Raw genomic sequence first — 12,329 nt, 5'->3', positions numbered from 1 at the left:
ATGGGGATCAAGCCTGACCGAACGCGTTTTCGATGATTTGAACGGCACCGGTCGCATCCACCAAAGCCGCATCAAACCGGACATTTGTCAGCTGTCCGCCGGGTTCGTGTTCCAGAAATTGCGCCGCCGAAGCGCAAATCCGGGCGATCTGACGCTGGCTGATCCGAGCGGCCGCCATGTCGAAACTGCTGCTTTTCTTGACCTCAATGAAAACGATTCCATCCGCGTTTCGGGCAATCAGGTCGATCTCTCCGCCCGATCCGCGCCAGCGACGGTGCGCAATAAAGAAACCACGCCTTTCGTAATCCGCCGCAACCTGCTGTTCCGCTGCCTGTCCGGCGTAAAAGGAAACCGAACTGCGAACGGATCTTGCGGTCATGTCATCCCTTTCCCAGTTTCAGAGCCTTCTGATAGATTGGTCGGCGCGGCAGCCTATACATCTGCGACACCAGATCCGCCGCGTCCCGTACCGAATGGGTTTCCAAGGCCCGTTTCAAAGCCTCTTCTATGTCAGATTCGTTAACAGTTTCCGAATGGCCGCGATCCACCAGCAGGACGATCTCACCTTTGATCGTCTGACCCTGCAATTCAGCGGCAAGGTCACCCAAAGATCCGCGCCGAACTTCTTCGAATTTCTTGGTCAGTTCGCGGCACAGCGCGGCGGAACGGTCTTCGCCCAGCACCTCGGCCAGATCAGAAAGGCACGCGGCCACGCGTTTGGGCGATTCGTAAAACACCAGCGTGCCGGGAATGTCGCGCAGGGCCTCGATCCGCGACCGACGTGCACCGGATGCGTTGGGTAAAAACCCTGCAAAAAAGAACGCATCCGTGGGCAGGCCCGCCAGCGTCAATGCCATCAACGCCGCCGAAGGGCCCGGCGCGCAGGTTACGACATACCCGGCCTCAGCCGCCTGCCGACCCAGATCATAGCCCGGATCGGCAATCAGCGGCATTCCCGCCTCAGACGCATATGCAACAGATTTCCCTTCGGCCAGCGCATCCAGAATTTTCCCGCGTGCCCCGGCACCACTGTGATCGTGATAGGCCAGGATACGCCGCCTATCCAAAGGAACACCGTGAATTTCCATCAACCTGCGCAGGCTGCGTGTATCTTCGGCAGCAATCACATCTGCCGAGGCAAGCACGTCCAGCGCCCTAAGCGTAATGTCGCGCGCCGTACCGATCGGAGTGGCAACAAAATACAGGCCAGCGCCCAATCTGACTTTTTGGAAATTCAAAGCTGGACCCTCACAGCGTGACGTTTATTATCGCGACCCAATACATTGGCGGCTTCTCAAACCGCCGGGACAGGGAGTTTTCATTCAGATGTTTACCGTTTGCAAGCCCGTTCGCAAACTGGCGCGCACCGCCGCCGTTTTGGCCACCGCCGCATTTCTGGCCGCATGTGATGTCGGCACCATCGGCGGAGGACCGTCGATCAATGCATCCGACCCCGTTCCAGTTGCCCTGCTGGTCCCTGCAGGATCAGGACAGGCTGGAGATGAAGCGTTGGCGCGCAGTCTGGAAAACGCAGCACGGCTGGCCATGTCAGATTTGCAGAATGTTCAGATAGACCTGCGCGTTTACGACACGCGGGGTAGCTCGAATACAGCGGCGGCGGTTGCGCAGCAGGCGGTGGCAGATGGCGCGAAGATCATACTTGGTCCGGTCTATGCGCAGGCTGCAAATTCTGCAGGCATTGCGGCACTGAGCAACAACGTCAACGTATTGTCCTTCTCGAACAACACCAGCATTGCAGGCGGCAATGTGTTTGTGCTTGGACCGACTTTCGACAATACAGCCAACCGTCTTGTCAGCTATGCGGGATCGCGCGGCAAATCAAACATGGTTATCGTTCACAGTAACGATGCTGCGGGTCAGTTGGGTCAATCAGCCATTGCCAACGCGCTTGCCAACAGCCGCGTGAACAATGCCGGATCGGTGGGCTATGACCGTTCACAACAAGGCGTCATCAACTCGGTTCCCTCAGTCAAAGCAACCGTAGACGCGTCGGGTGCGGATTCTCTGTTCCTGACATCGACCACGGCTGGCGCACTGCCTCTGTTCACACAACTGCTGCCCGAAGCAGGCGTCTCGCCGACGAATACTCAGTTTATTGGCCTGACGCGCTGGGATATTCCTGCGCAGACACTGGAACTGCCGGGCGTACAGGGTGGCTGGTTCGCACTGCCGGACCCGTCCAAGGCCCAAGCCTATCGCCAGCGATATAACAACACCTATGGTGAGGCACCGCATCCGATTAGCGGGCTGGCCTATGACGGTATTGCAGCAATCGCCGCGCTGGTGAGCCAGGGCAAATCCAATGCGCTGACCGCGGCGGCGCTGACACAGAACGCCGGTTTCCAGGGCGTTGGCGGTATCTTCCGTCTGCGTCCGAACGGCACCAACGAACGCGGTCTGGCTGTCGCCACGATCCAGAATAAACAGGTAGTAGTTATTGACCCTGCCCCACAAAGCTTCTCAGGCGCCGGTTTCTGATCAACCGGGCTTGACGCTCCCCCCCAGGGGTGAGTTGATCTGCCCAGCCGATGAAATTTTCGACAGTGCCGCTGTTCTGGCGCAGCTGTCGGACGCTTTTGACACCACAGCAGACAATGCCGCGCGGCGAAATGAGACCGTGCGGATTTTGCGTGCCACCCAAAAGACCGGGCGTCAGGCTATTGCCGATGCCTTTGCCAAGCGTCCATTCGAGGCGCGCGCCCTGACCCGATCTTACACCTATCTGACCGACGGTCTGGTCTGCACCGCCATGAAGGTTGCAGGTGAATATTTGCACCCGCTGGCCACGCCGACGCAGGGCGAAAAAATAGCGGTGCTTGCCGTGGGCGGATACGGGCGCGGAGAAATGGCACCTGCGTCAGACGTCGACCTGTTGTTCCTGACCCCCTACAAAATCACCGCTTGGGCCGAGAGCGTGATTGAATCCATGCTCTATATCCTCTGGGATTTGCGGCTGAAAGTTGGTCACTCATCCCGTACGATCAAGGATTGCCTGCGGTTAGGCACCGAAGACTTTACCATCCGCACCGCCATGCTGGAACAGCGCTATCTGGCTGGGGATATGGCGCTTGCAGCCGATCTGGAAAGCCGCCTGAAATCCGATCTGTTCAATGGGAGCGAGCGGCAATTCATCGAAGCCAAGTTGCAGGAACGCGACGAACGTCACAAAAAGCAGGGCCAGCGCTATATGGTCGAGCCCAACGTAAAAGAGGGCAAAGGCGGGCTACGCGATCTGCAATCGCTCTACTGGATTGCGAAATACGTCTATGGCGTTCAGGACGTGGCCGAGCTTGTTCCGCTGGGCCTGTTCACGCGCGACGAATTCAAGACTTTCGTCAAAGCCGAAGACTTTCTGTGGGCGGTGCGGTCGCATCTGCATCTGCTCACCGGACGCGCGACCGAGCAGTTGACTTTTGACCTGCAGGTCGAGGTGGCCAACCGGATGGGCTATGAAGATCGGGCTGGCCGTCGCGCGGTCGAGGTGTTCATGCAGCGCTATTTCCGCGAGGCAACTTATGTGGGTGAGCTGACCCGCATCTTCCTGACCAAGCTGGAAGCCCAACATGTGAAGGGCGAGGCCCTGCTTGAAAGGATTTTTCGCCGACGTCCGCGGATCAAAGCAGGCTACAAGGTTGTACATGGTCGGCTAAACGTGGCCGACCCGGACACGTTCCTGTCAGACAAACTGAACTTGCTGCGCCTGTTCGAGGAAGGTTTGCGCACCGGCATGCTGATTCATCCAGACGCCATGCGGCTGGTGACCGCCAACCTGAACCTGATCGACGAAGATATGCGTGAAAACCGCGAGGCGCAGCGTATCTTTCTTGATCTGATGCTGAAACACGGCAATCCCGAACGCGCCCTGCGGCGGATGAATGAACTTGGCGTGCTGTCGGCCTTCCTGCCGGAGTTCGAGCACATCGTGGCGATGATGCAATTCAACATGTATCACAGCTATACCGTGGACGAGCATACCATTCAGTGCATCGTCAATCTTGCACAGATCGAACGGGGTGAACTTGTCGAGTCGCTGCCGCTGGCCTCGTCGATCCTGAAAGGAGAAGTCAATCGCAAGGTTCTATATGTAGCGTTACTGCTGCACGACATTGCCAAGGGCCGCCCCGAAGACCATTCGATCCTGGGTGCGAAGATCGCCCGTAAGGTTGCGCCCCGTCTGGGGTTGAGCAAGGCGGATTCGGAAACGGTGGAATGGCTGGTGCGCTATCATCTATTGATGTCGGATATGGCGCAGAAACGAGACATCTCTGACCCGCGCACCGTGCGCGATTTCGCCAAGGCCGTAAAGACGGTCAAACGTCTGGACCTGCTGACAGTGCTGACAGTCTGCGACATACGCGGGGTAGGTCCAAACACCTGGAACAACTGGAAAGCCACCTTGCTGCGCGCCCTGCATGCCGAAACCAAGCGCGCGCTTGAAACCGGGATGGAAGACCTCAACCGTAGCAATCGCGGTGCCGAAGCCAAAAAAGCATTGCGGGCTGAACTGTCAGGCTGGTCCAAATCAGATCTCAAGGTGGAAACCAGTCGGCACTATCCGCCCTATTGGCAGGGACTGAACCTGTCGACACATGTGGAATTTGCCGAAATGCTGCGGGCGCTGGAAAACAGCGGTGATCCGGGTGAGGTGGAGATTCGCATGCATCCGGACGAAGATCGCGACGCCACCCGCGCCTGTTTCGCGATGGGCGACCACCCTGGCATCTTTGCGCGAATTGCGGGTGCCTTGGCACTGATCGGGGCAAACGTGGTGGACGCGCGCAGCTATACCACCAAGGATGGCTATGTAACCGATGCGTTCTGGATTCAGGATGCCGAGGGGCACCCGTTCGAATCCAGCCGCCTGCCGCGCCTGACTCAGATGATCCACAAAACGCTGAAGGGCGAGGTGGTGGCCCGCGATGCGCTAAAATCACGAGACAAGATCAAGAAACGCGAGCGCGCCTTCAATGTCCCGACCCATATCACCTTCGACAATGACGGATCAGAGATTTACACGATCATCGAGGTCGATACCCGCGATCGTCCCGGCCTGCTGTATGATCTGACCCGAACACTTGCTGCAGCCAATGTCTATATCGCCAACGCGGTGATCGCGACCTATGGCGAGCAAGTCGTGGACACGTTCTACGTCAAAGACATGTTCGGGTTAAAATACTATGCAGACAGCAAGCAGCGCACGCTCGAGGACAAGCTACGCAAGGCCATAACCGAAGGCGCCGAGCGCGCGGCCTCATGAAGCAGATCCGTCTATTTTCGGGCCTTTTCACGGTTGGGTTCTGGACATTGGCCAGCCGAATTCTTGGTTTTCTGCGGGAAATCCTGTTGACCGCCTATATCGGTCCCGGGCCGGTGATGGACGCGTTCGTCGCCGCCTTCCGCCTGCCCAATATGTTTCGCCGGTTCTTTGCCGAAGGCGCGTTCAACGCCGCCTTTGTGCCGATGTTTTCCAAGCGTCTGGAAGGCGGCGAGAACGCGCAAGGTTTTGCGCAGGACGCCTTCAACCTGCTGGCCGCGGCCGTATTAGCCTTGGTGGGTCTGGCGATGATATTCATGCCCGGCCTCGTGTGGCTAACGGCCGAAGGGTTCTACGGCGACGAGCGTTTCGATCTAGCCGTGGACTATGGTTATGTCGTCTTTCCCTACATCCTGTTCATGTCGCTGGCCGCCCTCTTTTCCGGGGTTCTGAACGCGACAGGCCGCTTTGCGGCGGCAGCGGCAGCACCAGTTCTGTTGAACATCTTCGCCTGCACAGCCCTGATCGCAGGCGCGATGTCTGGGGGTGAGGTCATTCGCTGGCTCATTACTGTTATTCCCATTGCCGGTGTCGCTCAATTGGCGCTGGTCTGGGTGGCCACCGAACGTGCCGGTATCCGCATCCGCGTGGGTCGGCCGCGCCTGACGCCTGAAATGCGAAATATGGTTCGTATCGCCGTGCCCGCCGCCCTGGCAATGGGGGTGACGCAAGTCAATCTAGTGGTGGGGCAACTTGTTGCCTCGAAAACGGAAAAGGCGGTCAGCTGGTTGTTTGCGGCGGATCGCCTGTATCAGCTGCCCCTGGGCGTTGTCGGGATCGCCATAGGTATTGTCCTGCTGCCCGATTTGTCACGCCGCCTGCGCGCCGATGACAAAGAAGGAGCCCGAAACGCCTTTTCCCGCGCGGGAGAGTTCATGCTGTTGCTGACCTTGCCCTCGACTGTGGCGTTCCTGATCATTCCGAACCCACTAGTCTCGGTCCTGTTCGAACGAGGGCAGTTCAGCGCTGAGGATACCGCAGCCACCGCACTGGCTGTCGCAGTCTATGGCCTTGGCCTGCCCGCTTTCATGCTGCAAAAACTGCTGCAACCGCTTTATTTCGCACGCGAGGATACGCGGTCTCCGTTCCACTATGCGGTGGTGGCCATGATCATCAACGCAGGCCTAGCTTTTGGGCTCTATCCGCTGTTGGGCTGGATCGCCCCTGCCATCGCCGCTTCAGCCGCAGGCTGGGCCATGGTGGCACTGCTGGTCGTCGGCGCGCGCGGGATGGGCGATGAGGCCCGGTTCGATACCCGGTTCCGCCAACGCGCCGGACGTATCGTGGCAGCCTCGCTAGGGATGGGGGTCGTTCTGTTTGCCGCCATCCATCTGTTCGGTTGGGCGCTGGAAATGCCGGGATGGCGATATCTGGCTCTTCTGGCGCTGATCACTGTCGCCGCCCTAAGCTACTTCGCATTGGGCCATCTTTTGGGGGCGTTCAAGCTGTCCGAATTCAAACGCGCCCTGCGCCGCTCGTGATCAGTCACGACGAATACGGCCGACAATCCGAGCCCATCCCCCCGGAGCTAAAAAGAAGGACAGGCCAAACCCAGTAGCAAAACCGCCCAGATCGGCCACCCAATCGGAGGTCCCACCAAACAGCAGGCCGAACACCAGTTGGATACCCATAAGTATCGCGATAAGGCTGAATGCCCGAGACTGGTTTTCCCCCACCACCGACAACTTGCGCCATAGCAACCAGGTGAAAGCGCCGATCAGGCCATAAACAGGGGGGAAACCTCCGACCAGCGGGTAATTGGGGTCCAGCAGCAGCGCGTAAGCCAGCGCTCCGCCCACACCGGACAGCACAAAGATCAGCAGCATCTGGAACCCGCCAAAGACTTCGGCCACCATCTTGCCCATCGCCAGCAGGAAAACACAGACAAACACGGCCTGTGTGAAGGTGCCCGACACGAATGGATAGGTCACGAACCGGATTACATGTTCGATTGGCCAGCGCCCGTTCTGGATCATCCAGTCAAAGATATCGGGCGAGAAGGAATAGCTTTGCAACGCGTCCAGCCGCCAACCCACAGCCGACGGGCCTCCGATCAACCCGCGAGTGCCCAAAGTAAAGGCCAGCTCCACTCCCATGATGAACAGGGTCAAAGCCACCACAACAGGCGGCAGAGGGTTCACGGCGGGTGTATAATGCTCACTGCTCATTGGGCTGGCCTTTCGCGGCTGTTGACGTCCCTTGGCCTCATGGGTAAGCGACGGGGGCTTATTTTTCCAGACGGGAGTTCCCTTCGATGACCGAAACTCAGTTCACGCCGCGTGTGTTTTCCGGCATCCAGCCGTCGGGAAACCTGCACCTTGGCAACTATCTGGGTGCGCTCAAGCGGTTCGTGGATATGCAGCAGCCGGATATGGAGACCATCTATTGCATGGTTGATCTGCACGCGATCACCGTCTGGCAAGACCCCAAGGAACTGGCTCATTCGACACGTGAACTGTGCGCGGGCTTTATTGCGGCAGGTCTCGATCCGGAAAAGTCGATCTTGTTCAACCAAAGTCAGGTGCCCGAGCATGCGCAACTGGCGTGGATATTCAACTGCGTCGCCCGCATGGGCTGGATGCAGCGGATGACCCAGTGGAAGGACAAGGCGGGCAAGAACCAGCAGAACGCCTCGCTGGGCCTGTTCGCGTACCCTTCGCTGATGGCCGCTGACATTCTTACCTATCACGCGACTCACGTACCGGTGGGCGACGACCAGAAACAGCACCTTGAGCTGACCCGCGACATCGCGATCAAGTTCAACCATGACTACGGCGTCGATTTCTTCCCGATCACCGAACCGGTGATCGAAGGCGCCGCGACCCGCGTCATGAGCCTGCGTGACGGGTCAAAAAAGATGTCCAAGTCCGACCCCTCGGACATGAGCCGCATCAACATGACCGATGACGCCGACACGATCGCCAAGAAGATTCGCAAGGCCAAAACCGACCCCGAGGCACTGCCCTCGGAACTGGATGGTCTGGACGAACGCCCCGAAGCACGCAATCTGGTGAACATCTATGCCGCGCTCAGCGACCAGACCGCTGAACAAGTTTTGGCCGAAGTCGGCGGCAAGCAATTCGGTGAGTTTAAGCCGATGCTGGCGGAACTTGCGGTCTCGAAACTGGCGCCTATTTCGTCCGAGATGGCCCGCCTGATGGGTGAAGAGGCCGAGATTGACCAGATTCTGGCCAAGGGTGCGGAAAAGGCTCGCTCCATCGCGGCGCCGATCCTGCAGCAGACCTACGAAATCGTCGGCATGGTCGGCGCAAAACAAGGCTGATTGCTCTGGACCTTACCCTGACGTCTTCCTAGGTTTGCGCAAAAGCTTGGGAGGGCGTCATGGCAGTCGGCAAGAATATCCGCACATACTTTGAGGGACAGTGGCATGACGGAGACGCGCCTATCATGCGCGCGGCCGACCACGGGTCTTGGTTGGGTTCTTCGGTCTTTGACGGTGCCCGGTATTTCGACGGCATGGCCCCAGATTTGGAGGCGCATTGCGCCCGCGTGAACCGATCTGCCGAGGCGTTGATGCTGACGCCATTCGTCACAGCCGAACAGATGGTCGAGATCGTCCGCGAAGGACTAACCGCCTACGGCACGGATTCAGCGGTCTATATCCGTCCGATGTATTGGGGCATCGATGGCGATGCGACAGCTATCATTCCGCAAGAGAACAGCACCGGCTTTGCGATTTGTCTGGAAGAGATCCCGATGGCACCCGAAACTGCCTCGGTGACGCTGGGATATACGCGCTTCCGCCGTCCGGTCCTGGAATCGTCAGTAGTAAATGCAAAGGCCGGGTGCCTCTATCCCAACAATGCGCGAATGCTGCAGGAGGTACGCTCCAAAGGCTTTTCAAACGCGCTTGTCGCCGACGCGCTTGGTCATGTGGCCGAGACCGCAACGGCCAATATCTTCATGGTCCGAGACGGCGAGGTCTTTACCCCGACACCCAACGGAACATTCCTGGCTGGTATCACGCGCGCGCGCCACATCGAAAACCTGCGCGCAGACGGCGTGACTGTAAACGAAGCCATCCTCAGCTTTGACGATTTCCACAAAGCAGACGAAGTATTCATGACTGGCAACATGAACAAGATCACACCGGTCACGGCACTGGAAGACACACGATACCAAGTCGGCCCCGTTGCCCGCCGCGCGCGCGAACTTTACTGGGACTGGGCACTGAGCACACGCTAGGCTTTGGTTGCCAGCACGCATTTGGTGGGGCATGATCGCCCGAAATGAATGAGGACACTTCATGCGCAAATTTCTGGTCATTCTGGATGACAGTCGCGAATGCCTGAACGCGATGCGCTTTGCCGCCATGCGGGCAGCCAATACTGGTGGCGGCGTAACGATTCTGTCGGTTATCCCGCCGGATGAATTCAATCACTGGATCGGCGTGGCAGAAGTGATGCGCGAAGAGGCCCGTGAACGGATTCACGCCCATTACGAGGTTTTCGCCAAATGGATGCGCGACAAACAGGGCATTGATCCGGAACTGGCGATCCGTGAAGGCGACCCGGTTCCACAAATCATCGAACATGTTCAATCAGACCCTGAAATTGGCGTGCTTGTACTGGGCGCGGGGGTTGAAAAGAAGGGTCCCGGGCCGCTGGTAACGCAGCTGACCAAGAACTCTGGCAACCTGCCGATCCCAATCACCATCGTTCCCGGTGATCTGAGCAAGGAAAAGCTGGAAGAGATCACCTGAGGGGGCCTCATGACGCGAAGCATCCAGTTTTGGTTCGAATTCGCGTCGACATACTCGTATCTCAGCGCGATGCGAATCGAGGACCTCGCGACGCAGCATGGCGTCGCTGTTGAATGGCATCCATTTTTGCTGGGCCCCATTTTTGCAGCACAAGGCTGGAACAATTCTCCGTTCAATATCTACCCTGCCAAGGGGCGCTATATGTGGCGCGATATGGAGAGGTTGTCTGCCCAGCGCGGTCTTCAATTTGCACGGCCTGAGCCATTCCCTCAAAATGGCCTGAAAGCTGCACGGCTTGTGCTGACAATGGATTCCCATCCCCAAAGGGCCGCATTCGTTCGCGCCGTCTATGCTGCCGAATTTGTCGATGGACTGAACATTTCGGATGACGCTGTTTTGGTCGATTGCCTGTCACAAGCCAGCTTGCCCGCCGAAACGCTTGCCCGGTGCGACGACCCCAAGGTCAAGACCGCCTTGAAGGAACAAACAAAGGTCGCCGAGGCCAAAGGGATATTCGGCGCGCCCAGCTTCGTGGTCGGGGATGAACTATTCTGGGGTGACGACCGACTGGATGATGCAATGCAACTGGCGGCTGAAATTTAGAATCGTTCCAAATCTTGACTTCCTCAGCCCGCACCCGCATATCAGGAACAACTGATACGGAGCCGCGCCATGTTCATTCAAACTGAATCTACGCCGAACCCCGCAACGCTGAAATTCCTGCCCGGTCAAACCGTGCTGGAAGCAGGCACTGCGGACTTCCCAACAGCGGAAGCTGGTGAGAAATCGCCTCTGGCCAAACGGATTTTCGGAGTAAGCGGCGTTACCGGCGTTTTCCTTGGCAATGACTTTGTTACCGTGACCAAGTCTGACGACGTTCAGTGGGACCACATCAAACCTGCTGTTCTGGGCGCTGTTATGGAACATTACCAGTCCGGTCAGCCTGTATTGGGTGACGATGTTCCGGCAGCCTCCGGCCACGCCGAGCATACTGGTGAAGACGCAGAAGTCGTCAATCAGATAAAAGACCTGCTGGACACACGTGTTCGTCCGGCGGTGGCTCAGGATGGTGGCGACATCACGTTTCACGGCTTCGACCGCGGTGTTGTGTACCTGCACATGCAGGGGGCCTGCGCAGGCTGCCCCTCTTCGACTCTGACTTTGAAAATGGGCATTGAGAACCTGCTGCGTCACTACATCCCCGAAGTAACCGAGGTTCGCCCCGTTGCCGTCTGACCCTATCATTCTGGCTTTTGACACATCGGCCGCGCATTGCGCGGCCGCTTTGTTGCAGGGGGAGAGCATCCTCCTGTCGCGCGCGGAACCCATGTCACGTGGTCAGGCCGAGCGGTTAATGCCCTTGCTGGAAGAGGTTCTGGCCGAGGCCGATTGCACATGGCGCGATCTCACAGCCATTGGCGTCGGAATTGGGCCGGGGAATTTCACTGGCATCCGTATCTCGGTTTCTGCTGCACGCGGGCTGGCACTGGGGCTGGGCATTCCCGCCGTGGGCGTATCGGGCTTTGACGCGCTGGCCGAAATCGGAGATGGATTGCCCGCCATCCGCGCGCCACGCGAACAGGTCTATGTCGCATTGCCCGGCCAGGAACCGGCGCTGATGGCGCAGGATCAGGCAGAATCACTTGGCCCCTTGATCCTGAACGACGATGCCAAGGCACAGGTGCAAGCCATCGCCCGACTGGCGGCACAAAACTGGCAGAGCACGACCACGCCTCCGGCCCCGCTCTATGTGCGCCCAGCAGATGCGGCTCCTTCCAAAGACGCGCCGCCTGTTTTGCTGGAAGAATGACACCGCTAGACCTTGCCCAAACCCACGCGGCAGCCTTTACCCAGTCCCGCCCTTGGACAGCCCAGGAGTTTGCCGACCTGCTGGCCAACCGCTTCACGCATGTTGCTGGAACCGCTGAATCTTTTGCCCTGTTTCAGGTAATCTTGGATGAGGCCGAACTGCTGACAATCGCCACCCACCCTGACCGCCAGCGGCAGGGGCTGGCGCGGATTTGCATGCAGGATTGGCAGGCCAAAGCTAAACGACTTGGCGCCACCCGCGCCTTATTGGACGTTGCGGCAGACAACCTCCCGGCTATCGCGTTGTACGAACGCTGCGGATACGCGCCCTGTGCCCGGCGCAAGGGCTACTATCAGCGTGGAAACACTGCGAAAATCGACGCAATTGTCATGGCTCGAGACTTGGCCTGAGCGACTGCCTTGCATTTATTCGACCGCTTGGTCAAAAATCAGTTGACCACA

The 12,329-nt window shown here is 58.4% G+C and carries 13 protein-coding genes; 10 read left to right on the top strand and 3 right to left on the bottom strand.

Features of this window, described 5'->3' with window-relative positions; translation table 11 throughout:
• Positions 1 to 7: 7 nt before the first annotated feature.
• Positions 8 to 379 (bottom strand): YraN family protein, encoded by a 372-nt coding sequence (locus tag GOW93_RS15020; protein ID WP_170385924.1) that lies wholly within the window; start codon positions 377 to 379, stop codon positions 8 to 10.
• 1 nt (position 380) lies between these two features.
• Positions 381 to 1,238: a 16S rRNA (cytidine(1402)-2'-O)-methyltransferase gene (gene rsmI / locus GOW93_RS15015; RefSeq protein ID WP_170385922.1), complete on the bottom strand. Its 858-nt coding sequence runs from the start codon at positions 1,236 to 1,238 to the stop codon at positions 381 to 383.
• 88 nt (positions 1,239 to 1,326) lie between these two features.
• Here rsmI and GOW93_RS15010 point away from each other — a divergent pair, with 88 nt between their 5' ends.
• The 3 genes from GOW93_RS15010 to murJ are packed head-to-tail and all read left to right on the top strand — an operon-like array spanning position 1,327 to position 6,816.
• Positions 1,327 to 2,499 (top strand): penicillin-binding protein activator, encoded by a 1,173-nt coding sequence (locus GOW93_RS15010; RefSeq protein ID WP_170385919.1) that lies wholly within the window; start codon positions 1,327 to 1,329, stop codon positions 2,497 to 2,499.
• Positions 2,459 to 5,278 carry a [protein-PII] uridylyltransferase gene (locus tag GOW93_RS15005; RefSeq protein WP_170385916.1) on the top strand — a complete coding sequence of 940 codons (2,820 nt, stop codon included), beginning with the start codon at positions 2,459 to 2,461 and terminating at the stop codon, positions 5,276 to 5,278. The genes GOW93_RS15010 and GOW93_RS15005 overlap by 41 nt, the downstream gene beginning before the upstream one ends.
• Positions 5,275 to 6,816 carry a murein biosynthesis integral membrane protein MurJ gene (gene murJ / locus GOW93_RS15000; RefSeq protein ID WP_170385913.1) on the top strand — a complete coding sequence of 514 codons (1,542 nt, stop codon included), beginning with the start codon at positions 5,275 to 5,277 and terminating at the stop codon, positions 6,814 to 6,816. The genes GOW93_RS15005 and murJ overlap by 4 nt, the downstream gene beginning before the upstream one ends.
• Here murJ and GOW93_RS14995 read toward each other — a convergent pair whose 3' ends face one another.
• On the bottom strand, positions 6,817 to 7,503 hold the full coding sequence (locus GOW93_RS14995) for a rhomboid family intramembrane serine protease (protein ID WP_170385910.1): 687 nt from the start codon (positions 7,501 to 7,503) through the stop codon (positions 6,817 to 6,819).
• Positions 7,504 to 7,589: 86 nt separating this feature from the next.
• Here GOW93_RS14995 and trpS point away from each other — a divergent pair, with 86 nt between their 5' ends.
• The 7 genes from trpS (at position 7,590) to GOW93_RS14960 (ending at position 12,278) form a co-directional block, all read left to right on the top strand.
• Entirely contained in the window at positions 7,590 to 8,618 is a 1,029-nt protein-coding gene (gene trpS / locus GOW93_RS14990; protein WP_170385907.1) for a tryptophan--tRNA ligase, read from the top strand.
• 59 nt (positions 8,619 to 8,677) lie between these two features.
• Complete coding sequence (locus GOW93_RS14985; RefSeq protein ID WP_170385904.1) at positions 8,678 to 9,541, top strand: branched-chain amino acid aminotransferase; 864 nt, start codon at positions 8,678 to 8,680, stop codon at positions 9,539 to 9,541.
• A 61-nt stretch (positions 9,542 to 9,602) separates the two neighbouring features.
• Positions 9,603 to 10,058, top strand: coding sequence for a universal stress protein (locus GOW93_RS14980; RefSeq protein WP_170385901.1), 456 nt, complete (start codon positions 9,603 to 9,605; stop codon positions 10,056 to 10,058).
• 9 nt (positions 10,059 to 10,067) lie between these two features.
• Positions 10,068 to 10,661, top strand: coding sequence for a 2-hydroxychromene-2-carboxylate isomerase (locus GOW93_RS14975; RefSeq protein ID WP_170385898.1), 594 nt, complete (start codon positions 10,068 to 10,070; stop codon positions 10,659 to 10,661).
• Between the two features lie 69 nt (positions 10,662 to 10,730).
• Positions 10,731 to 11,294 (top strand): NifU family protein, encoded by a 564-nt coding sequence (locus tag GOW93_RS14970; protein WP_170385895.1) that lies wholly within the window; start codon positions 10,731 to 10,733, stop codon positions 11,292 to 11,294.
• Entirely contained in the window at positions 11,284 to 11,868 is a 585-nt protein-coding gene (tsaB, locus tag GOW93_RS14965) for a tRNA (adenosine(37)-N6)-threonylcarbamoyltransferase complex dimerization subunit type 1 TsaB (protein ID WP_170385892.1), read from the top strand. Before GOW93_RS14970 ends, tsaB begins: the two co-directional genes overlap by 11 nt.
• On the top strand, positions 11,865 to 12,278 hold the full coding sequence (locus GOW93_RS14960; protein ID WP_170385889.1) for a GNAT family N-acetyltransferase: 414 nt from the start codon (positions 11,865 to 11,867) through the stop codon (positions 12,276 to 12,278). Before tsaB ends, GOW93_RS14960 begins: the two co-directional genes overlap by 4 nt.
• Positions 12,279 to 12,329 lie beyond the last annotated feature (51 nt).

It is taken from the genome of Ruegeria atlantica (assembly GCF_013032455.1).
Classification (GTDB): Bacteria; Pseudomonadota; Alphaproteobacteria; order Rhodobacterales; family Rhodobacteraceae; genus Ruegeria; species Ruegeria atlantica_B.
The sequence above is the reverse complement of the archived record's forward strand: the minus strand, read 5'-3'. Positions and strand labels throughout refer to the sequence as shown.

Excerpts from the sequence above, each read along its gene's own strand:
- trpS (WP_170385907.1), top strand. The coding sequence starts at position 7,590 with ATGACCGAAACTCAGTTCACGCCGCGTGTGTTTTCCGGCATCCAGCCG.
- GOW93_RS14975 (WP_170385898.1), top strand. The coding sequence starts at position 10,068 with ATGACGCGAAGCATCCAGTTTTGGTTCGAATTCGCGTCGACATACTCG.
- GOW93_RS15020 (WP_170385924.1), bottom strand. The coding sequence starts at position 379 with ATGACCGCAAGATCCGTTCGCAGTTCGGTTTCCTTTTACGCCGGACAG.
- GOW93_RS15010 (WP_170385919.1), top strand. The coding sequence starts at position 1,327 with ATGTTTACCGTTTGCAAGCCCGTTCGCAAACTGGCGCGCACCGCCGCC.
- GOW93_RS14980 (WP_170385901.1), top strand. The coding sequence starts at position 9,603 with ATGCGCAAATTTCTGGTCATTCTGGATGACAGTCGCGAATGCCTGAAC.
- GOW93_RS14970 (WP_170385895.1), top strand. The coding sequence starts at position 10,731 with ATGTTCATTCAAACTGAATCTACGCCGAACCCCGCAACGCTGAAATTC.
- GOW93_RS14985 (WP_170385904.1), top strand. The coding sequence starts at position 8,678 with ATGGCAGTCGGCAAGAATATCCGCACATACTTTGAGGGACAGTGGCAT.
- GOW93_RS14995 (WP_170385910.1), bottom strand. The coding sequence starts at position 7,503 with ATGAGCAGTGAGCATTATACACCCGCCGTGAACCCTCTGCCGCCTGTT.
- murJ (WP_170385913.1), top strand. The coding sequence starts at position 5,275 with ATGAAGCAGATCCGTCTATTTTCGGGCCTTTTCACGGTTGGGTTCTGG.
- GOW93_RS14960 (WP_170385889.1), top strand. The coding sequence starts at position 11,865 with ATGACACCGCTAGACCTTGCCCAAACCCACGCGGCAGCCTTTACCCAG.